23 protein-coding genes and 8 tRNA genes are annotated in these 24,593 nt (G+C 35.7%); 19 read left to right on the forward strand and 12 right to left on the reverse strand.

What is annotated here, in order from left to right; all coding sequences use genetic code 11:
* The first annotated feature begins 12 nt into the window (after positions 1–12).
* Positions 13–1,077, forward strand: a complete 1,065-nt coding sequence (rsgA, locus tag MY04_RS18065; RefSeq protein WP_084005959.1) for a ribosome small subunit-dependent GTPase A — start codon at positions 13–15, stop codon at positions 1,075–1,077.
* Positions 1,078–1,260: 183 nt separating this feature from the next.
* Here the strand turns inward: rsgA and MY04_RS18070 are convergent, their stop codons facing one another.
* From MY04_RS18070 to MY04_RS18080, 3 genes are all read right to left on the reverse strand, one after another.
* Entirely contained in the window at positions 1,261–2,427 is a 1,167-nt protein-coding gene (locus tag MY04_RS18070; RefSeq protein WP_066212000.1) for an AIR synthase related protein, read from the reverse strand.
* A gap of 131 nt (positions 2,428–2,558) precedes the next feature.
* Complete coding sequence (locus MY04_RS18075; protein ID WP_066212002.1) at positions 2,559–2,954, reverse strand: c-type cytochrome; 396 nt, start codon at positions 2,952–2,954, stop codon at positions 2,559–2,561.
* A 147-nt stretch (positions 2,955–3,101) separates the two neighbouring features.
* The gene (locus MY04_RS18080; protein WP_066212004.1) at positions 3,102–3,866 is read right to left on the reverse strand and encodes a TIGR02757 family protein; all 765 of its coding nucleotides are present in this window, start codon (positions 3,864–3,866) and stop codon (positions 3,102–3,104) included.
* Between the two features lie 140 nt (positions 3,867–4,006).
* On the opposite strand from MY04_RS18080, the gene MY04_RS18085 reads away from it, so the two are divergent.
* The 15 genes from MY04_RS18085 to MY04_RS18155 all read left to right on the forward strand — a co-directional run bounded on the left by MY04_RS18085 (position 4,007) and on the right by MY04_RS18155 (position 11,371).
* A tRNA-Glu gene (locus tag MY04_RS18085) sits at positions 4,007–4,078 on the forward strand.
* Positions 4,079–4,111: 33 nt separating this feature from the next.
* Positions 4,112–4,183 (forward strand) — tRNA-Glu (locus MY04_RS18090).
* A 33-nt stretch (positions 4,184–4,216) separates the two neighbouring features.
* Positions 4,217–4,288, forward strand: a tRNA-Glu gene (locus MY04_RS18095).
* Positions 4,289–4,321: 33 nt separating this feature from the next.
* Positions 4,322–4,393, forward strand: a tRNA-Glu gene (locus tag MY04_RS18100).
* A 33-nt stretch (positions 4,394–4,426) separates the two neighbouring features.
* Positions 4,427–4,498, forward strand: a tRNA-Glu gene (locus MY04_RS18105).
* Between the two features lie 33 nt (positions 4,499–4,531).
* Positions 4,532–4,603, forward strand: a tRNA-Glu gene (locus tag MY04_RS18110).
* 33 nt (positions 4,604–4,636) lie between these two features.
* A tRNA-Glu gene (locus MY04_RS18115) sits at positions 4,637–4,708 on the forward strand.
* Positions 4,709–4,741: 33 nt separating this feature from the next.
* Positions 4,742–4,813: transfer RNA gene (locus MY04_RS18120), tRNA-Glu, on the forward strand.
* Positions 4,814–4,963: 150 nt separating this feature from the next.
* The gene (locus MY04_RS18125; protein WP_066212006.1) at positions 4,964–5,563 is read left to right on the forward strand and encodes an outer membrane beta-barrel protein; all 600 of its coding nucleotides are present in this window, start codon (positions 4,964–4,966) and stop codon (positions 5,561–5,563) included.
* A 116-nt stretch (positions 5,564–5,679) separates the two neighbouring features.
* The gene (locus MY04_RS18130; protein WP_158297763.1) at positions 5,680–8,592 is read left to right on the forward strand and encodes a VIT domain-containing protein; all 2,913 of its coding nucleotides are present in this window, start codon (positions 5,680–5,682) and stop codon (positions 8,590–8,592) included.
* Positions 8,593–8,707: 115 nt separating this feature from the next.
* Positions 8,708–9,091: a hypothetical protein gene (locus MY04_RS18135; protein ID WP_066212010.1), complete on the forward strand. Its 384-nt coding sequence runs from the start codon at positions 8,708–8,710 to the stop codon at positions 9,089–9,091.
* A gap of 130 nt (positions 9,092–9,221) precedes the next feature.
* A complete protein-coding gene (gene gloA2, locus MY04_RS18140; RefSeq protein WP_066212013.1) occupies positions 9,222–9,611 on the forward strand; it encodes an SMU1112c/YaeR family gloxylase I-like metalloprotein in 390 nt (129 codons plus the stop codon).
* A 195-nt stretch (positions 9,612–9,806) separates the two neighbouring features.
* Positions 9,807–10,355 carry an RNA polymerase sigma factor gene (locus MY04_RS18145; RefSeq protein ID WP_066212014.1) on the forward strand — a complete coding sequence of 183 codons (549 nt, stop codon included), beginning with the start codon at positions 9,807–9,809 and terminating at the stop codon, positions 10,353–10,355.
* Positions 10,356–10,415: 60 nt separating this feature from the next.
* Entirely contained in the window at positions 10,416–10,721 is a 306-nt protein-coding gene (locus tag MY04_RS18150) for a hypothetical protein (RefSeq protein ID WP_066212016.1), read from the forward strand.
* Positions 10,722–10,750: 29 nt separating this feature from the next.
* Complete coding sequence (locus MY04_RS18155; RefSeq protein ID WP_066212018.1) at positions 10,751–11,371, forward strand: ferric reductase-like transmembrane domain-containing protein; 621 nt, start codon at positions 10,751–10,753, stop codon at positions 11,369–11,371.
* Between the two features lie 170 nt (positions 11,372–11,541).
* Here MY04_RS18155 and MY04_RS18160 read toward each other — a convergent pair whose 3' ends face one another.
* Positions 11,542–12,711, reverse strand: a complete 1,170-nt coding sequence (locus MY04_RS18160; RefSeq protein WP_066212020.1) for an iron-containing alcohol dehydrogenase — start codon at positions 12,709–12,711, stop codon at positions 11,542–11,544.
* 175 nt (positions 12,712–12,886) lie between these two features.
* On the opposite strand from MY04_RS18160, the gene MY04_RS18165 reads away from it, so the two are divergent.
* Both MY04_RS18165 and MY04_RS18170 read left to right on the forward strand, forming a co-directional pair.
* The gene (locus MY04_RS18165) at positions 12,887–13,681 is read left to right on the forward strand and encodes an SDR family oxidoreductase (protein ID WP_158297764.1); all 795 of its coding nucleotides are present in this window, start codon (positions 12,887–12,889) and stop codon (positions 13,679–13,681) included.
* 283 nt (positions 13,682–13,964) lie between these two features.
* Positions 13,965–15,419, forward strand: a complete 1,455-nt coding sequence (locus MY04_RS18170) for a SpoIIE family protein phosphatase (RefSeq protein WP_066212024.1) — start codon at positions 13,965–13,967, stop codon at positions 15,417–15,419.
* Between the two features lie 104 nt (positions 15,420–15,523).
* Here MY04_RS18170 and MY04_RS18175 read toward each other — a convergent pair whose 3' ends face one another.
* The 8 genes from MY04_RS18175 to MY04_RS18210 all read right to left on the reverse strand — a co-directional run bounded on the left by MY04_RS18175 (position 15,524) and on the right by MY04_RS18210 (position 22,681).
* Positions 15,524–15,928, reverse strand: a complete 405-nt coding sequence (locus tag MY04_RS18175) for a response regulator (protein ID WP_066212026.1) — start codon at positions 15,926–15,928, stop codon at positions 15,524–15,526.
* Between the two features lie 214 nt (positions 15,929–16,142).
* Entirely contained in the window at positions 16,143–17,639 is a 1,497-nt protein-coding gene (locus MY04_RS18180) for a GH3 auxin-responsive promoter family protein (RefSeq protein WP_066212027.1), read from the reverse strand.
* A 24-nt stretch (positions 17,640–17,663) separates the two neighbouring features.
* The gene (locus MY04_RS18185; protein ID WP_066212028.1) at positions 17,664–18,551 is read right to left on the reverse strand and encodes a cation diffusion facilitator family transporter; all 888 of its coding nucleotides are present in this window, start codon (positions 18,549–18,551) and stop codon (positions 17,664–17,666) included.
* Between the two features lies 1 nt (position 18,552).
* Complete coding sequence (locus MY04_RS18190; RefSeq protein WP_066212030.1) at positions 18,553–19,530, reverse strand: bifunctional heptose 7-phosphate kinase/heptose 1-phosphate adenyltransferase; 978 nt, start codon at positions 19,528–19,530, stop codon at positions 18,553–18,555.
* A 72-nt stretch (positions 19,531–19,602) separates the two neighbouring features.
* Positions 19,603–20,823 carry a pyridoxal phosphate-dependent aminotransferase gene (locus tag MY04_RS18195; protein WP_066212032.1) on the reverse strand — a complete coding sequence of 407 codons (1,221 nt, stop codon included), beginning with the start codon at positions 20,821–20,823 and terminating at the stop codon, positions 19,603–19,605.
* 150 nt (positions 20,824–20,973) lie between these two features.
* Entirely contained in the window at positions 20,974–21,318 is a 345-nt protein-coding gene (locus MY04_RS18200) for a hypothetical protein (protein WP_066212034.1), read from the reverse strand.
* A 107-nt stretch (positions 21,319–21,425) separates the two neighbouring features.
* Positions 21,426–22,088, reverse strand: coding sequence for a hypothetical protein (locus MY04_RS18205; RefSeq protein ID WP_158297765.1), 663 nt, complete (start codon positions 22,086–22,088; stop codon positions 21,426–21,428).
* A 125-nt stretch (positions 22,089–22,213) separates the two neighbouring features.
* Positions 22,214–22,681 carry a hypothetical protein gene (locus tag MY04_RS18210; RefSeq protein WP_066212038.1) on the reverse strand — a complete coding sequence of 156 codons (468 nt, stop codon included), beginning with the start codon at positions 22,679–22,681 and terminating at the stop codon, positions 22,214–22,216.
* 285 nt (positions 22,682–22,966) lie between these two features.
* On the opposite strand from MY04_RS18210, the gene gpmI reads away from it, so the two are divergent.
* Positions 22,967–24,490 (forward strand): 2,3-bisphosphoglycerate-independent phosphoglycerate mutase, encoded by a 1,524-nt coding sequence (gene gpmI, locus MY04_RS18215; protein WP_066212040.1) that lies wholly within the window; start codon positions 22,967–22,969, stop codon positions 24,488–24,490.
* Positions 24,491–24,593 lie beyond the last annotated feature (103 nt).

Below are 24,593 nucleotides of genomic sequence, written 5' to 3' on the forward strand. Positions count from 1 at the left end.
ACAAAGAAGAAATTGGAAAAGAAAATTTCTAATGCCTCATTAGGCTTCCAAAAAAATATTTTAAATAAATTTCAAGGATTTGATGAAAACGATTTCGCAAGAGTCATTGAGGAACATAAAGAACGTTATGTAGTCCAAAATGAACAAGGATCATTTTCAGCAGAAATTACTGGTCAACTCCGATTTACGGCTTCGGATCGATCCGATTTCCCCGTGGTAGGCGACTGGGTAAGAATTCAAATTTTTGATGAAGACAAAGCGTTGATTCACGAAGTGGCTCATCGAGAAAGAGCACTTACGCGTCAAGCAGTAGGTAGAGATGCAGAGGTGCAATACATTGCCTCGAATATCGATACAGCTTTTATTGTCGAAGCAGTCAATCGTGACTTTAACCTCAACCGTATGGAACGTTATATGACGCTCTGTTACGATGCAGGTATACGTCCGGTATTTATTTTGAACAAAGTGGACTTGATTTCTGAAAATAAACTTGAGGAAATGAAGTTCGAGATCGAAAACCGATTATTTGATATTGACTTGATATGTACATCAGCTACTTCTTCTGAAGGCATGAGTTTGATGAAAGCAGCCATAGAAGAAGCCAAGACCTATTGTTTTCTAGGTTCTTCGGGTGTAGGTAAATCAAGCCTTATCAATGCATTATTTGATGATCAATTTCTAGTGACTGGAGAAATAGGAGAGGGGACAGATAGAGGTAAACATACGACCACCTCACGATCGCTTCATGTTTTGCCTTCTGGAGGTATTCTGATTGATAATCCCGGAACAAGAGAAGTTGGGATGGTATCAGATAATGATGGTTTGAGTACCACTTATTCTTACATAGAGGAATTGGCCGATCAATGTCGTTTCTCTGATTGTACACATACTCACGAGAGAGGTTGTGCAGTGATCGAAGCAGTCAATAACGATGAAATTCCTGAAGAAGCGTATCAGAACTATTTGAGATTAGGTCGGGAACAAGCCCATTTCGAATCGACAGTTGCTGAACGTCGTAAGAAAGGGAAGGATTTGGCTCGGATGGTGAAAGATGTCAAACGACTGAAAAATAGATAAGTCGAAAGTTACTCTTTTAATGTATTAAAGAGTTTGTTTCAAAAAAAGAAAAAGTTCAACTCGGTTTTTGAGAATCAAACGATTTTCATAAAACATGAGTTGAACTTTCTTTGTTAACGAGGAGGTGAAACCCCTCGAAAGATATCTAGGAGACTAAGTCTCTGTTTTTATCAGCTAATTTGATTAGTACGAGAACTTACCAAATTCTGAGTGTATATCAAGTGATTTCCCACCTTCTTTTGCTTCTACACGACCAATAATTTGTGCATCCACATTGAAAGATTTAGAAATATCAATAATTGTTTGAGCATGTTTAGGATCCACATAAATCTCCATACGGTGACCCATGTTGAATACTTTGTACATCTCTTTCCAATCTGTACCACTGTTTTTGTGGATCATTTCGAATAATGGAGGAACTGCAAATAAGTTATCTTTCACCACGTGAACGTTATCCACGAAGTGAAGCACTTTAGTTTGAGCACCACCCGAACAGTGAACCATACCATGAATTTCAGGACGAATTTCGTCCAATACTTTCTTGATGATTGGAGCGTATGTTCTTGTTGGCGATAATACTAATTTACCTGCGTCAAGAGTTAAGTCAGCAATGGCATCAGTTAACTTTTGAGAACCAGAATAAATCAAGTCATTAGGAACTTGAGGATCAAAACTTTCAGGATATTTCTCTGCTAAGTATTTAGCAAAAACATCATGACGAGCAGAAGTTAAACCGTTAGAACCCATACCGCCATTGTATTCAGATTCGTAGGTAGCCTGACCGTATGAAGCCAAACCTACAATAACATCACCTGCTTGGATATTACTATTATCGATCACTTCGTCTCTTCTCATACGAGTAGTTACAGTAGAATCGACAATCACAGTTCTTACTAGATCTCCTACATCGGCAGTTTCACCACCTGTAGAATGAATTTCGAATCCGTTGTCTCTTAACATCTGAAGTACTTCTTCAGTACCGTTAATCAACTCAGAGATCACTTCACCAGGAATTAGGTTTTTATTTCTACCAATTGTAGAAGAAAGTAAAGTATTACCTGTTGCACCTACACAAAGAAGGTCGTCTGTGTTCATTATGATCGCATCTTGAGCAATACCTCTCCAAACAGACATATCGCCTGTTTCTTTCCAGTATAAGTAAGCTAAAGATGATTTTGTACCAGCACCGTCGGCATGCATAATGGCACAGTACTCGTCGTCACCCGTAAGGATATCCGGAACAATTTTACAAAATGCTTTTGGAAATAACCCTTTGTCCAAACGCTTAATGGCGTTGTGGATATCTTCTTTTGAGGCAGAAACTCCTCGTTGTGCGTATCGCTCTTGCATGAGATTCGATATGATTGGAATATAAATGAAAAGTCCATGGAAATATCATTCCCCATGGACTGATGCTGCAAAATTAATTGATTTAGGTAATTATAAAATATTTATATTGTAAAATTCTTTTAATCTACTAATTATCTTTCCATTGCTACCTCATGAGCACTGATCATTGGGGCTTTATTTCCCCAAGAATTTCGAATGTAATTTAATACATCAGCTGCTTCCTGATCCGATAATGCACCCTGTTCAGGCATGTTTCCATCATAAGTGACTCCATTAATGGTAATCGGCTCTTCCAAGCCATGTAAAACTTGTCGAATCGCTTGATGTTTATTTTCTACTAAATATTTTACACCTACCAACGGAGGAACGGTTGGTTCGACTCCTTGACCGTCTTGTAAATGACAATGCATGCAATTGACCATATACACGCCTTGTCCGCGACTAATACTTTCTTTAAGTGGATCATTATTAGTGAAAGAAAGTAATGCAACTATAGGAAAGCTGAGAAGTATATATTTTAGTTTCATTTTGATAACTTGATGTTTAAGTGTGTTTTGTACGTTTGTTTAACAAAGGTAGTCCTTTAAGTTATTCAATTTGGTGATATTTCTCAATAGTTTGAGTAAGTGTTAATATATTTTTCAAAAGATTTTTTGATAAAAATTTCTATTTAATCAACTACTCGCAAATTTTTCTAAACCTAACCCGAATAACGCAAAATCGAATCGTACCGGATCATTTGGATCTAATTTTTTTAATTCATTGGTCAACTCAACAGCGGCTCTCCAATCCGATTGTTTTCTTTCCAAGAGTTTTAATTTTCTACTCACTCTTTCGACATGTACATCAAGTGGACAGATAAGTTGACTAGGTTGTATGGTGTTCCAAATTCCGAAATCGACTCCTAACTCATCTTTTCTCACCATCCATCTCAAAAACATATTTAAACGTTTGCAAGCAGATTTTCTAGCCGGCGTAGCAATGTGTTTCTTTGTGCGATGAGGGGCGTGTTCATCATCAAAGAAATAATTGTGGAAGTTGATCAACGACTTTTCAACATTTTCATCATTTTGTGAATAACCTATCAAAAAAGCATCCTCCAAAGAGTCAAATTGTTGATAATGTCTCTTAAAAAAAGAAATAAAATACAAAGTATCCACATCGTTAAACGTTCGATGTTTAAATGTGAGTAACTTTTCCAAATCACTTTCCTGATGATTGATGATAAAATCGTGTGGAGCACCGTCCATTAAAGTGACTAATTCCCTACATTTATTGATGATCGTTTTGCGTTGACCCCATGCTAACATACTGGCCCAGAAGGCCATAATCTCGATGTCTTCTTTTTTGGAGAACGAATGAGGGATACTGATTGGGTCGTCTTCAATGAAATTAGGTTGATTGTATTTTTGGTAACTTGCTTCTAAAAGGTCGATCATAAATTCTGAATTTTTACTTCCTCAAAAGTAGCACACTAACATTTATTTTTTCTTAATGATTGTAATATTTCATCTTTTTTTTGGAAATCGTTTGGACTGATGGCATGACTCTATTACCTTTGCACTCGCAAAAAACACTTGCTCCGTTCGTCTAGGGGTTAGGACGCCAGGTTTTCATCCTGGTAGCACGGGTTCGAATCCCGTACGGAGTACAGAGTCTAATTGAGACTATAAATCAATACCCCGCTCCGTTCGTCTAGGGGTTAGGACGCCAGGTTTTCATCCTGGTAGCACGGGTTCGAATCCCGTACGGAGTACAGAGTCTAATTGAGACTATAAATCAATACCCCGCTCCGTTCGTCTAGGGGTTAGGACGCCAGGTTTTCATCCTGGTAGCACGGGTTCGAATCCCGTACGGAGTACAGAGTCTAATTGAGACTGTAAATCAATACCCCGCTCCGTTCGTCTAGGGGTTAGGACGCCAGGTTTTCATCCTGGTAGCACGGGTTCGAATCCCGTACGGAGTACAAAGTCTGATTGAGACTGTAAATCAATACCCCGCTCCGTTCGTCTAGGGGTTAGGACGCCAGGTTTTCATCCTGGTAGCACGGGTTCGAATCCCGTACGGAGTACAAAGTCTGATTGAGACTGTAAATCAATACCCCGCTCCGTTCGTCTAGGGGTTAGGACGCCAGGTTTTCATCCTGGTAGCACGGGTTCGAATCCCGTACGGAGTACAAAGTCTGATTGAGACTGTAAATCAATACCCCGCTCCGTTCGTCTAGGGGTTAGGACGCCAGGTTTTCATCCTGGTAGCACGGGTTCGAATCCCGTACGGAGTACAAAGTCTAATTGAGACTGTAAATCAATACCCCGCTCCGTTCGTCTAGGGGTTAGGACGCCAGGTTTTCATCCTGGTAGCACGGGTTCGAATCCCGTACGGAGTACACATCCTGTTTCAGAAATGAAACAGGATTTTTTTTTGTCTATAGTTTCTTAAAAATTGTCTTACCACTGAAAAGCAATCTTTCATTTTTTGAATTAAAAAGTCTTCAAGCGAAAGGCTATTTCTTTCTCTAACTATTTAACTTAAAACCATGACAAAAAAACTAAATCTATTTATCGCGTTCTTGTTTTTTATTTACGGTAATTCATTTTCTCAAGACATTAAGAAAAATACTTTCTTTCTTACCTATTCTGGCTTAGGTCAAAGTTATAAAACGTCTTTTCAGAGCTTGGACGGAGGGGCTTCTTACAATGGGCAAGATTTCTTTAATCTTGGACTCCAATATCAAAGAAAGTTATCTAGAGTAATTGATTTAGAAGCAGCTATTGAGTATTCAGGACATACCTTAGAGACTTCTTATATTTCTGAAAATGGAGAACATATCAGCTCTACTTCAAAAGAAAATATTATTGATATCCCCGTAGGAGTAAAGTTCAATATCTTAAAGTATTTCTACTTTAACACAGGTGCTGTCTTTTCTTATGATCTGAACTCTGAAGAGTATCGTGATAATCAGAATGGGTTTGGTGCCTACATTGGTATAGGTGCTCAGTATCACTTCAACAATGGCATTTCTATATTTGCCAATCCATATTATAAAGTAAGAGCGTTGGTAGAAATTCCTTCAGAAAATCATCATTATAAATTGGCCGAAAGAGGAGTAAAATTTGGTTTAGGGTATTCTTTTTAACGTCGTTAACATAGTATAACTCAATAGTATCTTATACTTAACATTAGTAAACATCAACGTAGGAGAGTTCAATGTTATATTGTAAAACACAATGTATCAACCTAAAAGACTCTCCTATGAAATACAAACTATTATTACTCTTCCTAACAGTTTCTTGTGTTATAAATGCCCAAGTGATCAATATTTTGAACCCAAGAAGTGATGAAGATTCTATTGCCTTAAAACAGCTATGTGTGCATGTCGAAATTCTAGATAATATAGCCACAACGACCATGGAAATGCACTTCTATAATTATGGAAATCGGATTATGGAAGGAGAACTCAATTTCCCATTAAAACAGGGAGCAACGGTGTCTGCTTTTTCTTTGGAGATTAATGGAGAATGGAGAGAGGGAGTTGTTATCAAAAAAGATAAAGCAAAGAAGGTATTTGAAGAGATTGTGAGGCAAAATGTAGACCCTGCAATTTTAGAGAAAACAGTGGGTAATAATTTTAAAACAAGACTGTATCCAATCCCACCTAAAGGATATAAGAAGTGTATTATCACTTTCGAAGAGGAACTAAGCCAATTAAATAATAAGTACAATTATCAGTTACCCTTAAGTTTTCAAAGTAAGTTAGAAGAACTTAAGGTGGATGTTGAGATCATTAATGAGAGCGTAACTAAAAATATTCTAGATCCTGATGGACTTCAGTTAGATATCAAAAGGGTAAATAAATCGGTAGTCGCCAAATTAGAAGGGAAAGATCTTTTCTTAAAGTCAAAACTATCTTTGAACTTACCAGCTGATAATGATCACAAGGAAGTATTAGCTGTTAAAGGGACAATAACGGATGATCATTTTTTCTATTTAAATACCATTCCTGAGATAAAACAAAATCCAAAGAAACAACCGTCATCTATTATGATCTATTGGGATGTGTCCTCAGTATTTGATGATAGAATCATAGACAAGGAGTTGGATTTACTGAAGGCCTATTTCAAGTGGAATAAGAATATACAGGTGAACGTAAAAACTTTCAATTATAAAGTTAAAGATCAAAAGAAGTTTACTATTCGAGACGGGAATGTAGAAAGCTTAATCAACTATTTATCGCAATTAGAATATGATGGAGGAAGTAAAATTGATGCTTCAATCATCCAATCGGTTTCAGAAGATGAATGTTGGTTGTTTTCGAATGGGATTTCCAATTTATCGGAAGCTGAACTTATCAGTTTAGAGAAACCATTGTTTACGGTGAGCTCAAGTCAGAAAATCAATGGGAATTATTTATCAGCGGTAGCAAATCAGAATAATGGAGGGTTTATCAATTTAAATCAATTGAGTTTGGATCAAGCTGTAACAAGACTTTCGACTTCTCTTGTAAGATATTTAAATGTTGAAGTACTCGAAGGAGAAGTAGAAGATGTTTACCCAAGTAAACCCATCACTTTTGATACACATTTATCAATCGCAGGTAAGTTAAAATCATCTCAAGCAAAGATTAGAGTAAATGTAGGTACAGCACAAGAAATATTGTACTCTAAAGAAATAGTTCTGGAAGCAACGGATAAACATTATGCTACAGTAGAAAGACTTTGGTGTCAGAAACAGATTGATGAACTAAGTACTATGCCTGAAAGGAACAAAGATCGAATTACAGATTTAGCTCTAAAATATGGTTTAGTATCTGATTATACATCATTTATTGTTTTAGATAATGTAGAAGATTATGTTCGATATGAAATAGATCCTCCTGCATCTTTAAGTAAGGAATACGATCGTTTGATGGCTTTAGGAAAAGAGAAAAAATCGAAAAACTATAAGGAAAGGTTAGATCGTGTGTATTCTGAATTTCAAAAAGATATTGAATGGTGGAATAATGTAAAGGATATGAGTGGTTATGTGCCTCCAAAGAAAGAAATTAAAAAAGTTACCAATATAGATGTTGTGGAGGAGGAAGTCGAATTAGAAGAAGTGGTCTATTATGATATGGCAGAAAGTGCTCCTGCAGAATTTGAATCTGAAAGTGATATTGATTCTTGGGGCAGAGCAGAAAGTGATTCTTGGGGTGGACAAGCAGATATGAAAAGGCAAGCACCAAAAAAGAAAAAGAAAGTTACTTCTCGACTTGTTCCTTATGATTCAGGTGCAGAATATTTAGTCCAACTAAAAGAGGTAGATAAAAAAGAACAATGGTCAAAATACCTTCAGTTGAAAAAAGAGTATCAATTTTCTCCTTCTTTTTATTATGATGTGGCCTCATATTTCTTTGAAACTGATAGAAAAGATAAAGGTGTACAAGTGATTTCGAATCTAGCTGAGTTGGATTTAGAGAGACACGAACTTCTAAGAAATTTAGGGAGAAAGCTACAATCCTTCCATCAATTTGATGAATCTGAATACATCTTTCATAAATTGATTGAACTTCGACCGTTTGAACCTCAGAACTACAGAGATTTGGCCTTGATGTATGAGGATAAGGGTGATTATCAAAAAGCCTTAGACCAACTGTATTTTATTATTGAAAACGAGTGGGATGCTGATGTCAATGCTCGTTTCGGAAATATTGAGCTGATCATCCTTCATGAAATGAATCGCTTAATTACCCTCTATAAAGATCAATTAGATATTTCGAATATCGATTCTAGGTTTATTTATTCTATGCCTTTAGACATAAGAGTGGTCATTGATTGGGACCTTTTGGATACTGATATTGATTTATGGGTGATTGACCCATTGGAAGAAAAATGTTTTTATAGTCATAAGAATACAAAAATAGGAGGTCGTATGTCTCAAGATTTTACGAGAGGTTATGGCCCAGAGGAATTTAGACTGAAATACGGTTATAACGGAGATTTTATCATTAAGGTGCATTATTTCGGGAACAATAAGCAGTCTCTATTTGGTCCTGTGAGCTTAAGGACATTGGTTTATTCTAATTATGCATCAGAAGGTGAGGACAAGCAGGAGCTTAACTTACAACTTCAAGGAGTAGGAAAACAGGTGTATGAAGTAGGTACGGTGAATTATAAATCATCAAATTAATGAGAAATACTCAACCCAATATCATTTAATTTCGTTAACTTAAACAATGGAGAATGAATTCATCTTCAGGACTTCGTTCTTCATTTATTTTTAAAAATGTCAAATTAATTAAGCCATGAGCAAAAAAGACCCACACAATCCATTTGAGGACATCTTAAATGATTTTGTGTTTCCAAGAATGAACGACGACGCACAAAAGGAAAAAGTAAAAAATACGATCAAAAATGTATTTGATGCTGTTCAAGGTGCAATGGATGATGTAAAGCAAAAAACTGATTTTGTAGATGTCAACGTCGATGAAGTAAAAGATGAGGATGGAACAGAAAACATCCATGTCGAAATCAAAAAGAAGAAAAAAGAGAAAACAGAAACAGCATCTGATGAGGTAGCATTGTTGAAAGACCAAATCAAGATTCTGAAATCTCAACTAAAAGATAAAGATGATATCATCGAGCTTTTAAAAGACAAAGTCGAAAAGCTTAAGAAAAAGAAGAAATAACAATTGTTCGTTATCCAAATAGGGCATACTTTTTAGGAAGTGTGCTCTTTTTTTATTTCCGATTTATAATGGTTAATTCATCGCATGATATCTTATATTTACAGTCGTACAAAAAATAACAAAGTAAATAATGCTAAAATTAAAAAGACTCCATCATATCGCTATCATCTGTGATGATTACCAACGTTCTAAGAAGTTTTACACTGAAGTGATAGGTTTTGAGGTGATTCAAGAAGTCTATCGTGAAGTACGAGATTCTTGGAAACTAGATTTAGCATTTCAAGGAGAGTATTTGATAGAACTTTTCAGCTTCCCAAACACCCCTGAACGACCGTCTTACCCAGAGGCTCGAGGTTTACGACATTTATGCTTTGCGGTAGAGAATATCGAAGAGGCCATTCAGCAATTAAATGAGAAAGGTGTGGAAACAGGAGAAATTATGATTGATCCACATACCAACAAACGATTCGTATTTTTTGAAGACCCAGATCAATTACCATTAGAATTATATGAATTATAAGTTGGATGTGATTTGTTTTCTTAGGGTTTTTCATCAGAAAATCTCTAAATTCTACTATCTAGCCCAAAAAAATAATTTGATAAAAACCGCTTTAACATATTCAAAAACGCATTTTCTGAAAATTATTTGAAAAAATATCACTTTTCTTAAAATATAATCTTCCCTTAATCGACTTAATAGGTAGATACAATATTTATGACAGGGAAAAAACAAAATATCGAAGACACATACCATGAGGAACAAGGCCGTTTGACGAATTACATCAAAGGGAAAATTGGTTCAATGGAAGATGCAGAAGACATCGCACAAGATGTGTTTTTGAGTTTTGTCGGAGGATTTGATGAGATCTCGGATTTGCGCAAATCAATCTCTTGGCTCTATACTGTCGCAAAAAATAAGATTGTTGATTACCGTAGAAAAAAGAAACCACTTTCTATCGAAGATCAAAAAGTAAATGATGATGAAGAAGGTTTAAACCTTATGGACTTACTTCCCTCATTGGAAACTTTGCCTGATGAACAGTTAATGAAAGATATGATCTGGGAAGAAATTCAATTGAGGTTAGAGGAATTGCCCAAAGAACAGAGGGAGGTCTTCGAGTGGCATGAATTAGAAGGCTACAGTTTTAAACAAATCTCTGATTTTACGGGACTCACGGTCAACACCCTTATAAGCAGAAAAAGGTATGCGGTATTGTATCTAAGAGAGCAATTGGAAAGTCTCTTCAAACTGATGAAAGACTAATTGCTGAAAATTATGGTACAACGAGTCATCGATTAGATGATGAATAAAGAATAAGAAATCATGGAAAAGTTTTCAAAGAAAAAATTCATAGCGAAGAAAATAGTTTTTGGAGCAGTAGCTATCACAGCCATCACATTTATTTTTATGCAATTGTGGAACTGGCTGATGCCTGTAATATTCGGGTTAACTACGATCTCTTTCCTTCAATCCTTAGGTTTATTGGCCATGTCAAAAATCTTGTTTGGAAGAGGTGGTCGACCACCATTTAAAAATAGAAGAGCTATGATGCACAGAGAGAAATTCATGAAGGACTTTAAAATGAGATCATCAGAAGTACATCATCAAGAAGAAAATAAAGAAGATTAAACTTTCATATACCTAACAAACAAAAAAGAATGGCATTCATTAAACGAAACTACGGCTGGATTATCGTGACAATCCTTGCAGCATTACCTCTTATCGTTTTAACGAAAATGATACAAGTGGATTGGACCGATGGCTTTACTCTATCGCTTGTAGAAAGCATGGGTAAAGGAGATCGAACTACTTTGGATTTGTTGTATCACGTTACAGGTGAATTTGCTATCCGTTGGTTAACTGCCGTTTTAACATGTACTCCGTTCTTTATCTTGTTTGGGGTAAATAATCTTTTTGTACGTCAGGCAATGGGTATTGCTGCCGCCGTTTGGAGTATCCTTCACTTTATCATTTTTATATGGATGGAAGGATTTATGGAAACCTTTACTCAAGTAAATTATGTAGCTGGTTTCATTGCTGTATTAATATTAATTCCATTGCTGTTTACATCGAATAGAAAATCGATGAAACGTTTAAAAAAGAAGTGGAAGAAACTTCAAAAGTATGCCTATGTAGCTGTTATTTTAAGTTTACTACATGTGGCTCTTTTGGAAAAAACATGGATAATTTATGCTGTGGTAGTAGGGATTGGATTTATCATCAGAATCCCTGATGTAACAGAACGCATTATAGCATTCAGATTGAAAAGAAAAAAATGAACTTCATAGAAAATATACTAACATCGGTTGTTTTAGACGAAGCAATGATTTTAGAAAAATAACAACTATCAAAAGTTGTTTACAGATCCAGAAAAAAGGGATTAGAATAAAAAGTAAGAGCTTGTGATAATACTATCACAAGCGCTTTTTTATAGATGAAGATTCGAGCACTAAAGACTCATTTCTACAATTTCTTCTACTTTTTCTAAGGTCACATCGCCTCTTTCTCCAAGACCCATCCACTTTCTTTCTTCAAAGCGTGAAGTAATGGTTTTGGCAACTTCAGAGTAATCTTCAGTATAATCAGAGATCTTAGTTTTGATGCCCATAGAATGGAAGAACTCAACAGTTCTTTCGATCGTTTTTTGTGCTTTTTCTTCTAAGCTTCCCTTAGTAATTCCCCAAACTCTTTCGCCGTACTGTGCCAACTTCTCTTTTTTATTGTTGAACATCACTCGGTATAAGTTAGGGCCAATAATCGCCAAAGTACGTGCATGGTCGATTTCAAACAATGCCGTTAATTCGTGACCAATCATATGAGTAGCCCAATCGGTTGGCACACCTTGTTGAATCAAACCATTCAATGCCATTGTACAGCAGAACATAAAGTTACCTGCTACCGTACTGTCCGATGGATTGTGAATCACTTTAGGTCCAATTTCTACTAAAGTTTGAAGAATACCTTCAGCAAAACGATCCTGTAATGGAGCATCGGCAGGGTAAGTAAGGTATTGTTCTAACACGTGAGTGAAAGCATCTGTAATACCATTCACAATTTGTCTTTCAGGAAGTGAAGCAACCACTCTTGGATCTAAAACAGAGAACTTAGGGAAACACAATGGACCACCAAAAGCTAATTTTTCTTTTGATGATGCTCTAGTGACTACAGAACCTGAGTTCATCTCAGATCCAGTGGCAGGTAATGTAAGCACTGTACCAAAAGGAATCGCCTCTGTCACTACTTTACCCAAACGCTTTGTGATAATGTCCCAAGGGTCACCATCCGTATATGGAGTAGCTACACATAAAAACTTACAAGCATCGATAACAGATCCGCCTCCAACAGCTAAAATAAAGTCTACATTTTCTTTTAATGCCACTTCTCTAGCTTTCATGATGGTTTCGTAGCGAGGGTTAGGCTCAATACCACCAAAGTCAATGACGTTGTAGTCTTTTAATGCAGAAGTAACGGTTTCGTGTACACCATTTTTCTTAATGCTCCCTCCACCAAATACTAATAGAATATTCTTAACACCTGCAGGAATATGCTTGTGTACGTTTTCTAATTGATTTTCTCCAAATACCAAACGTGTTGGGTTCCACAATTCAAAGTTTTTCATGTGATCGGTTATGTATGATTTAAATAATAAGTCGAACGGATGTGATGCGTATTCTTAATTAGAATAAAGATCAACACATATTACTAAAATGACTAATATTTTGTTTTAAAATTTGATGGATTTACTACTTCATTTGATTGAATTCTATAAATTCGCACTAAATCAAAATTTTATCATGAAACAAACGATCTTTATTACAGGTGCATCTTCCGGAATTGGGAAGTCCATTGCAAAGTCAGCTTTAGAGAAAGGATACAAAGTTATAGGTACATCTAGAAACCCAGATACTATAAAAGACAAGTTGGAGGGAGTTCAGTATGTAGCTTTAGATATTGCCTCTCCAGAAAGTATTGATGCATGCTGGAACGAAATTAAAGATCAAAGAATAGATGTTTTAGTGAACAATGCAGGCCAGTCGCAAATTGGCCCTGTAGAGGAAACAAGTCTTGAAAAATTAAGATTTTTATTTGAAGTGAACTTCTTTGGTTTAATTCAATTGACAAAGAAAATCTTGCCGCAAATGAGAGAAAGAAGAGCGGGTACCATCATAAATATTGGTTCATTAAACGGTCGATTTGCTGCTCCTTATTATTCAAGTTACTGTGCTACTAAGTTTGCCTTATCAGGCTATACACAATCGCTTAGGAGCGAAATGAAGGAGTTTAACGTACACGTTGCATTAGTTGAGCCTAATCATATTGCATCGAATATTGTTCCGGACTTTAACTGTTCTGAGGAGTCTGAGTACTTCCCATATGCAGATAATATTCGACAAAGTGTAAAATCGAGTATGTCGAAAGCAGAGTCAGCTACCGTAATTTCAAATACAGTCATGAATGTGATATTGAAGAAAGCACCTTCTCCAATTTATGTGTCAGGAGGTAATGCAGGATTGTTGGCCTTTGCAAAAAGATTTTTACCTGATAAAGTAGCAGAGAAAATGGTCCGTAATACCTACGGTTTAAAATAAAATTGAAAGGTGCTTAATTAAGTACCTTTTTTTGTTACTGAACATTTGTAATACTTTTTACTTGTCTGATTAAGTGTTAAAACAACATAAAGAAACGATGTTACTTTAATAACTTTTATTAACTAAATTGTAAATAACAATGTAGCGAAATGTAAATTTTTGTCAGCGTTTTTGTTATTCATTTCTTATCGATCAGCAACTGATTACAACTAAATAACATTTTACTACTACTAAATAATAAGTTGTTGTTACTATAATTTTAGACCTGTTTAAATCAATTTTTATGACTGCACCTCTAGGAGGCCATCATCTACTTTATGCTAATAAGATAGAGATGGACAAGGAGAAAAGTTTCTGGCGGAAGGTAAAATTTAGTTTGGCTTTTGTCGTCTTTTTTACTTTTGTTGAATTTTTTATTTTAGATTACCCTACAGGAGGAATTATTACCTCCACTGGAATACCATTTATAGCCTTTATTTTTGCTCTCAAAAAGAAGTTAAAGTGGGAAACTCTGTGTCTGTATTATATTATTATACTTATAACAGCACTATTTATCTTTTCAATAATTTCAGGTGGTATGCAATCGCATGCTATAGCTTGGATTGCTACTACTTTAATTACCTCCTATTGGTTTCTAGGTAAAGAAAAAGGGAGACTGATTTTAATTTATTCTGTAACACTCATTTCTTCGTTATTTGTTATTGAGTTAATTCATGGAGGTCCTTTATTGGAAGTACCTTTAAAGCATCATCACTTATTATTTATCAATTGGTTATTTGATTTAGGAATTTTACTGAACATAAGTAACGATATCAAATCAATCGATATTCAGACTACTTCATTTCAGAATAAGCTAAAACAAAATTCAGATGAATTAATTCAATTCGGTGAAGAGTTGTCTCAAACCAACGAAGAGATGAATGCTCAGAAGGAAGAAATAGAATCTCAAAGAGATGCTATAGAGCAACATCATATGGAGCTTACAAAATCCATGGATCAGGTGACGGATTCAATTCGTTATGCGGAAACTATTCAGGTAGCGTTATTGACCAGGCAAAATGAGCTGGATAAGATTTTTTCTGAAGCAAGTGTATTGTATAAACCCAAGGACCACGTATCTGGCGATTTCTACTTTGCTAGACAATATGGAAATAAAACCTTGATGGTTGTGGGCGACTGTACAGGTCATGGTGTACCCGGAGCTTTGTTATCCATGGTTGGCTTAGAAGCACTAGATCGTTTAGAAGAGCTTCCTGAGTCTCCTGCCATTTTATTGGAACAGTTGGATGGTTATTTCTTTGATAAGCTAAGACAAAGTGATATACATGGTAATAGGGACGGTATGGATATTTCTGTAGCCTATGTGGATCAGGAATATAATTTGTCATTTGCTGGAGCGAAAGGAAAAGGCTTAATTGTAGACGAAAATGGTATTACCCCATTAAAATCCACCAATAGATCAATTGGAGGAGCTTTCCAACGCAAAAGGAGATTCGAAGTAACCAAATTAAAAATTCAACCGGATACAATGATCTGTTTATATTCTGATGGATTTGTAGACCAGAATGGTATCAATGGTAAAATTGGCACCCTCAAGTTTAGAGAAATGCTCCAAAGGTATTATTTAAAATATACCAAGGACTGTATAAAAGAATTGGATACTTATCTAAGAAAAGAGATGTCTGATAATTATCAGCAAAGAGATGATATCACCATATTTTTAGCGATTCCTAATTAGAAAAATAAAAGGCGATCTTATTGGTTTAAGATCGCCTTTTTAAAAAGGGTATAATTAAAACGTTATATCCCAATTAACCCATATTGATTTCTTAATAATGTACTTTAAGGTAATAGATCACCTACTTCTAGAAGAGACTCTTCTGTGAGAGGTTTGGTGATAAACTTGATCACATATTCGTTATTGACGATTCTCTCAATATCAGATTCGTTATCAGAACTTGAAAGAATAGCAATCTTACATTTATTTTTCAGCTCGTCGGCGAAGTTTTCAAATTCATATAGGAATACAAATCCATCAACAATTGGCATATTGATATCTAATAAGATTAAACTAGGGAGAGTCTCATTTTGATCAAGTCTTTCTTGAAGAAATTCTAATGCTTTCTTACCAGAATTTTTGATGATGATTTCTTCAGCAAATTCTGTTAACTCAATAATTCTGCTATTGATAAAGTTATCTGTGTCGTTGTCATCAACAAGTAATATCGTTTTTATCTTTTTGCTCATGTCAGGTTTTGAGTGTACTGTCTCAATACAGTAGTTAGCATTTGAAATATGCTATTTTTCGAATGCATATTCAAATTACAAAAAAATATTATAAATGATTAAAGAGAAATGAATTTTTTTAATCAATTAGTTAGTTTGTATTTGTCGCTTAAAAATCAAATAAAAATCCTTCCAATAATACAACACAAATTGTATAATTAGAAGGATTCAAAATTTATTTTTTCCATTCACTGATTAAATCAGCAATTTTTCGATCATTTGATAATCTAGGTACCTTATTTTGGCCTCCAAGCTTACCAATCGATTTCATATATTGTTGGAAAGCATCCCTTTGTAAAGGAGTAATCACAAGTGTTCTACAAATGCTTCCGGTAATTAAATCATCGTAATAGGTATTTAATTCCCTAAGTTTGTTATCTATAGAAAGTGCAAATTCTTCAGGGTTGTTTGGTTCACTTTCATAGGAGATCAACCACTCATGATAAGGTAGTCCGTCGGTAGGAGTTACCTGTGGTGCTACGGAGAACTCTGTGATTTTAACTTCTGGGAATTGTTCCAAAGCATGTTTCATGGCTTTTTCCACTTCTTCTCCAATCACGTGCTCGCCAAAGGCAGAAATATAGTGTTTGATTCTCCCCGATACAATCAAACGGTAGGGATCTTTAGAAACAAACTTAACTGTATCTCCAATAGAATAACCCCACAAACCTGCATTTGAGTTAATAATCAAAGCATAGTTCTTACCCACTTCTACATCTTCGATTCTTAATCTTGTTGGGTTTTCATCAAAGTATTCTTCAGAAGGAATAAACTCATAGAAAATACCAGAATCCAATTGTAGTAAAAGACCTTCTTCTTCTTGAGAATCTTGGAAGGCGAAGAATCCTTCAGAAGCAGGGAATAATTCGATAGAAGGAATATCTTTTCCAATAGAGTCGTATAACTTTTTGCGGTAAGGCTCAAAGTTTACTCCTCCGTAAATAAACATCTCAAAATTTGGGAATACCTCTTTGATACTTTTTCCCGTTCTTTCCTGAATTCTGTCGAAATACATCTGTACCCAAGGTGGGATACCTGAGATTAATGACATATCTTGAGCGAGAGTTTCATCTATAATATGTTCTAGTTTGATCTCCCAATCTTCGATGCAATTGGTATCATAACTAGGCATTTGATTTCTTCTTAAATATCCAGGAACATGGTGATTCACTATGCCAGACAAACGTCCTGTTAGGATTTCTCCGGAAGTATCTAGAATAGGTGATCCCGAAAGGAATATCAGTTTTCTATCTAGAAATTTAGAATTACCCGTTTCATGCACATAATTCAACATGGCATTTCTAGCCGAGTTGATATGGTTAGGGATAGAATCCTTTGTTAAAGGGATATATTTTGCTCCTGAAGTCGTACCAGAGGTTTTTGCAAAATAAGCGGGTTTTCCTCTCCAAAGAATATCACTTTCACCTTTTATAATTCTATCGACGTATGGACGAAGTTGCTCATAATCGACAATAGGGACATGCTTTTTAAAGTCCTCGTAGTTTTTGATATCTGCGAAATGATGGTCTTTGCCAAAAGCAGTAGTTTTGCCCACTTCAATAAGGTTATTGAATACCTTATCCTGAGCTCGAGAAGGGTTTTGCACCCACTCGGTTTGTTTCTTGACAACGTAAGCAGCAAATGGCTTACTTAAAAAAGATTTTAACCCCATAGTTCTATGATAGAGTTGCTTATTTTATGTTTTTGATGTGGGTTCTACATGAATCAACACATCTGCTATTTCGTTGAAGTCGGCTTTAAGAGAATCTTTTACGTTATGGGCAATGTCATGACCTTCTCTCACCGAGATTTCGCCGTCGACAATAATATGAAGATCTACGTAAAATTTAAAACCCATTTTTCTGATAAAGCATTTTTCCGGAGCAATAACTCCTTCAATCTTTTGAGATTCTTGCTTTACCTTATCGATAAAATCATCGTACAGATTTTCGTCCATGATTTCTCCAAAAGCAGGACGAAACAATAAATAACTATTAAAAAGTATGATTCCGACTGCAAAAAGTGCAGCCCAAGAATCAGCTGTTTCATAACCATCGCCTCCAAAAATAGAGACAGCTATACCAATAAAAGCAGAAAGTGAAATCATTGCATCACTTCGATGGTGTCCAGCATCTGCTTCCAATGAAGAAGAGTTGAGAACTTTGCCTCTTTTCTTTACAAATTTGTACAACCAGTATTTGATAAGGATGATCACACCCAAAACAATCAACGTATATTGGGAAGGGGACTCTGTTGTACCTTCTATGATGCGAGTGATACTTTGTTCGGCAATGATTAAAGCTGAAGTAACCAGAAAACCTATAGTGATAAATGTAGCAATAGGCTCAAATTTACCATGACCGTACGGATGGTTTTCGTCCGGGGCCTTGGTAGAAAAGTTTAATCCAGCTAAAACGACAAAAGAAGAAATAATATCAGCACAAGATTCGATGGCATCGGCAATCATGGCTTGGGAATTACCTATTATACCTACAGTTCCCTTCACTGCAGTGAGGAATATATTCCCGATGATGCTCAACCATGTGGTTTTAAATGCTTTCTTTTTTTCTTCTTTAGAAATCATATTAAAGTTTTCTTTCCGCCTCTTCCAACAATGCTTCTTTATTGATAGGTACTACACCTACAGATTCACATACCAATCCACCGCCAAGGTTAGCCAATCCAGCCACTTGATCCATTGGTAAACCGACTGCTAACGCCAAAGATGCAATACTAATTACGGTATCACCAGCACCAGAAACATCGGCTATTTCTCTCTTATGAGCAGGTATATGAACATCAGATTGATGGTTTGAAATATATACTCCATGTTCGGATAAAGTGACCATGGTATGGTCGTTATCCATTTTTGACTTTAATTCTTTAGTAGCGGCTTTCACCTCATCAATCACATCTCCATCAAAATCGAATTTTAAACCTTCTCTCATTTCTTTAAGATTAGGCTTGAAAAGAGTGACACCTTCATAACATAAGAAGTTTCTTTTCTTAGGATCGACAGTGGTAGGAATATTTTTTTCTTTCGCTAACTGAATGACTTTCGAGATTAATTCAGGTGTAAGTACCCCTTTATCATAATCCTCAAAAATAATTACATCAGCATCATCTGCTAATTTCTTGATGTTGTCAAATAGAAGATCGGTATCCTTAGCGTTTAAAGGAGCATCGTCTTCGTGGTCGATTCTTAGTACATGTTGTGCACTTGCAATCACACGGTGTTTTATTGTAGTAATACGATTTTCAGAACGTATAATTCCCTCTTTTGAGATATTAAGGGAATCGCAAAGATTCATAAAAGTATCGGCACTACCATCATTACCAACTACAGAGCATAAGATAGGTTCAGCACCCAAGTAATGAAGGTTCTTTGCTACGTTGGCAGCTCCTCCCATTCTGGATTCTCTATCTTTCACGTTAACGATTGGCACAGGAGCTTCAGGACTGATTCTGTCGACATTCCCCCATACATAGGAGTCTATCATCACATCGCCAATGACTAATGCTTTGAGGCCATTAAATTTGTCTAACGCTTCTCTTATACTCATGGGTTTATTATTTGATCTATTCAAAAGAAAAAAGTCAGTTTAATGTACGAATACATTAAACTGACGTTGAATTTATGATAACTTATTAAGAGCTTCTTTGATTTGTTTTACTGCTTGAACTAATTCGTCATCAGAAGCAGCATAAGAAATACGAATGCAGTTTGGTGCTCCAAACGCTGCACCTGCCACTGTAGATACGTGTGCTTCGTTTAAGAAGAACATACATAAATCAGAAGAGTCTTTGATTACCTCACCATTGAATGACTTACCAAAGAAAGCACTGAAATCTGGGAAGATGTAGAATGCACCTTGTGGAAGATTTGTTTTTACTCCTTCTATCTCGTCTAGCATCGATTTAAGAAGGTCTCTTCTTCTCAAGTAAGCAGTACGCATTTCTTTAATAACTGAAGTACTATCACCTTTTAAAGCAGCAATACATGCTCTTTGGGTAATTGTATTGATACCAGAAGTGACCTGACCTTGGATTTTAGTACAAGCTTTAGCCAAGTGAAGTGGAGCTGCAACATAACCAATTCTCCATCCCGTCATGGCAAAACCTTTAGAAAAACCATTCACAACGACTGTTCTGTCCTTTACATCATCAAATTGTGCAATGCTAAAGTGTTTGCCTCCAAAATTGATGTATTCGTAAATTTCATCAGAAACGATGTAAATGTTATCGTGTTTCACTACCTCATCAGCAATACCTCTTAATTCCTCTTTTGTAAATACAGTACCTGTAGGGTTACAAGGAGAAGAAAATAAAATAGCTTTTGTATTAGGAGTGATTGCAGCACGTAATTCTTCTGGAGTAACTTTAAAGTCATTTTCGATACTACCTGAAAGGATAACTGGAGTACCGCCAGCTAAGTGAATCTGATCAGTGTATGATACCCAATAAGGAGAGAATACAATCACTTCATCACCTGGGTTTAAGATACTCAACATTACGTTGGCTACAGAGTGCTTTGCTCCAGCAGAAACCACAATATTTTCTGCTTTGTAAGATAAGTTATTTTCTCTATCTAGCTTATCAGCAATGGCTTGTCTTAATTCTGGGTAGCCTGGAACAGGTGGGTAAGAAAAATATTTTCCTTCGTCGATTGCTTCCTTCGCAGCATCTTGAATGTATTGTGGCGTTGGAAAATCAGGCTCACCTAAGTTCAACTTAATTACATTCACCCCTTTAGCTTGTAATTCTCTTGCTTTTACAGCCATCACTAAAGTGGCAGATTCAGTGATGTTATCAAAACGATTAGATAACGTCAACTTCGATTCTGTTTGCGTTCCCATCCTGTTATTTAAATCTTATATCTTCAGTTGTACATCACTTAGTTTCTTGTAGAGAGAAAAGACTCTCTTGAAATAAGCGTTTAGAATGCGAAATTAAACGATATGAGGGAGTACACAATAAATTTAAGCTAATAAATATGAGGCAACGGTTTATTTCAGTAAAAGTAATGGTTCATTGCAGGGTTTTTCATCCAAAACGAACACTAAATGATGTCGACTTTTATGGAGGGTAGTATTGATAGTATACGTATCATCACAGTAAAATACTTTGAATTGGTAGTCTTCTACAGGCAGAGAAATGGCTGTAAGTTTTTTAGTGTAAAACTTTGCAATTAGTTGATCTTTTTGATAAATCTCTAAAGGAATGTCATCCATATTTTCTGCTTGATGATTGATGACTTCAAAAAACACTTTAGATTCAGCAATTCTTTTCTCAGAGCTACTGTTTGATAAAATTGGAGAAAGGATAAAGGAAAGGAAGATGAGTAAGTACATAATGGTAAGGGTTAGTATTGGGGCTTACCATAATTTACTAAAAATAGGGTATAAAAAAAAGAGCTTATTGGGTGTAATAAGCTCTTTATGTGTAAGATATCTTTTGATTAGTTGCTGAAATCGAAAGTATCCATTGGTGTATCTGTGAAAGTACCGTTAGTTACTTCAACGTTACCATCATCGCTGTATGCTTTGAAACTAAATGTTCCTGAAGCTTTATCATCAGCAATTTTTGAGAATTTGAATGTGATATTACCAGCAATATCTAGATTAGTAACAATATCAACTACAGTAGCTCTTTGTACTACTACATCTTTTTGTCCAGCAAGCTGAATAACCGCCTGTATATTTTGATTCTTGTTATACTCAACAACCAAATCATATAAATCTTGAGCAGAAACATTAGTAAGATATAAAGCGCCACCTAAACCTTTAATTGGGTCTGTAGCAATTCCTGGAGCATTAGAAAGATTGATTTCAACTCCTTCTGATGTATCAAAAAGGTCAGTGTGCATGAATCCTAAAATAGCATGCCCTTTAACATCAAGTTCAGTTACTTTAAATTCAAAATCTGCAAAATAAAGAGCTGTTGAATTACCACTAACTCTATAGCCAGCATAGTTACTAAAATCTTTTTCAGTTCCGTCTACCGTTGCTTTTGCATCACCAAAACTGATGACAGAATCAACTAAGTCATTGATTACATCATCTGAACAAGAGAAAAACATTAATGACGATAGAATCGAGACAAACAATACTTTTAATTTCATAGTGAAGTCAAAATTAGATTAAAAAAATAAAAAGTAACCTCATTCAATATGAGATTACTGTAAAGACAATTATTAAATGTTGTTAAACAAAATCTATGCTATTATTTTTTTAAATAAATAATTATTTAAGGTCTATATGCTGTTATAGAAAATAATTCAGTTCCAGATATTTTATACTCAAGCATTAATTCGCTGTTGCTATTAACATGACCTACAAGGGTAGCGTTATTATCCATGTTGATTGTTTTGGTCAAAGTGAAGGTATTGTTTTCATTGTTACCCTCAACGCTTACATCATGATATATAGTTTGTAATAAATTAGCGTTTGAAGTACCAATCGAAACTTTTGCCGTAGTTACAATCACATCAATTTTTACAGTTCTTTCATCTGTAGCCGAGATAATAATTTTATCAAATTCTGGATTGTGTTGAACAGTGGCTTGTCCTTGATTGGTTTTCGCTGAAATATTAGTTATTTGATAATTTCCGGCTACTGCATTTGCAGTATTCGCTAACTCAGCATTTTCACACGAAATAAAGGAGAAGCAAGTTGTAATTATAAGGACCTGAGTAATAGAGATAAGCTTTTTCATTTGACTAGGGGTTAAGTAGATAGAAGGTTCGGTTCATTTTTTACAATTTAAGAAAAATAAGCCGAATAAAATTGTATTATTTAAAGATTGTTTTATAGATATTATAACTGTTTGAATGTGTTAATTGTTTTCATTTAAAAGAATTGATTTAATCATAGTTATTTCATTACTAATATTCTTTTTAAAAGGTATTTAGTGTGATGAATATCATTTATAAGATTACATAGTTGATGTATATTTGCGCATTCGTTATTACTGAATATTTAATCGGAAAAAATTATCAAAATGAACAAGAAAACAATCTTAATGATCCTTGATGGTTGGGGAATCGGTCCTGATCCAAAAGTTTCTGCAATTGAGCAGGCAAATACTCCTTTCATCGACTCATTATATACAAAATACAAGCACAGTAAATTAGAAGCTTCTGGTCTTGCTGTTGGTCTTCCTGAAGGTCAAATGGGTAACTCAGAAGTGGGACACATGAACTTAGGTGCTGGTCGTGTTGTTTATCAAATGCTTGTTCGTATTAACAATGCCGTTGCTGACGGTTCTATTGCTGATATCCAAGAATTAAAAGACGCATTCCAATATGCGCAAGACAATAATAAGAAAGTTCACTTTATGGGATTGGTTTCAGACGGGGGTGTTCACTCTCATGTCAATCACTTAAAAGGACTTTTATCTGCAGCAAATACTGCTGGTCTTTCTAAAGATCAAGTATTTGTTCACGCATTTACTGACGGTCGTGACTGTGACCCAATGTCTGGTAAAGGTTTTATTGCTGACGTTGAGGACCACATGTCTAAAACTACAGGTCAAATTGCATCAGTAGTAGGTCGTTACTATGCAATGGACCGTGATAACCGTTGGGAAAGAGTTGCTTTAGCTTATAACGTAATGGTAAATGCTGAAGGAACTAAAGTTGATAACATCGATGCTGCTATCCAAGCGTCATATGACGAAGGGATCACTGACGAATTTATCAAGCCATTGGTAAACACTGTTGATGGTGAGCCTGTAGCTAAAATCGAAGAAGGTGATGTAGTTCTTTGCTTCAACTTCCGTACTGACCGTGGTCGTGAAATCTCTCAAGCATTATCGCAAAGAGATATTCCAGAAGGCGGTATGACTAAATTGAACATCAACTACCTTACAATGACAATGTACGATGAGACATTCGAAGGAGTGAAGGTATTGTTCCATAAAGATAACTTGACGCAAACTTTAGGTGAAGTATTAGAGGCTGCAGGTAAGAAGCAAATCAGAATTGCTGAAACTGAAAAGTATCCTCACGTAACATTCTTCTTCTCAGGTGGACGTGAAAAAGAATTCGAAGGTGAAACTCGTTTGTTGGCTCCATCTCCAAAAGTAGCTACTTACGATTTACAACCGGAGATGTCAGCTCGTGATATCCGCGATAAAATCGTTCCTGAATTACAAAAAGGAGATGCTGACTTTGTTTGCTTGAACTTCGCTAACGCTGATATGGTAGGTCATACAGGTGTATTCGAAGCAGCAGTAGCAGCATGTGAAGCAGTAGACGAGTGTGCTAAAGCTGTAGTTGAAGCTGGTTTAGATAACGGTTATTCTTCAATCGTAATTGCTGACCACGGTAACTCAGACGTGATGAAGAACCCTGACGGTTCTCCAAACACTGCTCACACAACTAACCTTGTTCCTTGTATCTTCGTTGATCCAGATTTTGACGGTGAAATCAAAGACGGTAAGTTAGGTGATATCGCTCCAACAGTTCTTAAAATTGTAGGTGTTGATCAGCCAGAGGAAATGACAGGTGATTGTCTAATCTAATCGCTTAGTGATAAATATATTGAAGCCACTTACTTCTTTTTGAGGTAAGTGGCTTTTTCGTTTCAATAAAATTATTTGATATACACATTAGAATTACGTCACA

The organism is Flammeovirga sp. MY04 (assembly GCF_001682195.2).
GTDB classification, from domain to species: domain Bacteria; phylum Bacteroidota; class Bacteroidia; order Cytophagales; family Flammeovirgaceae; genus Flammeovirga; species Flammeovirga yaeyamensis.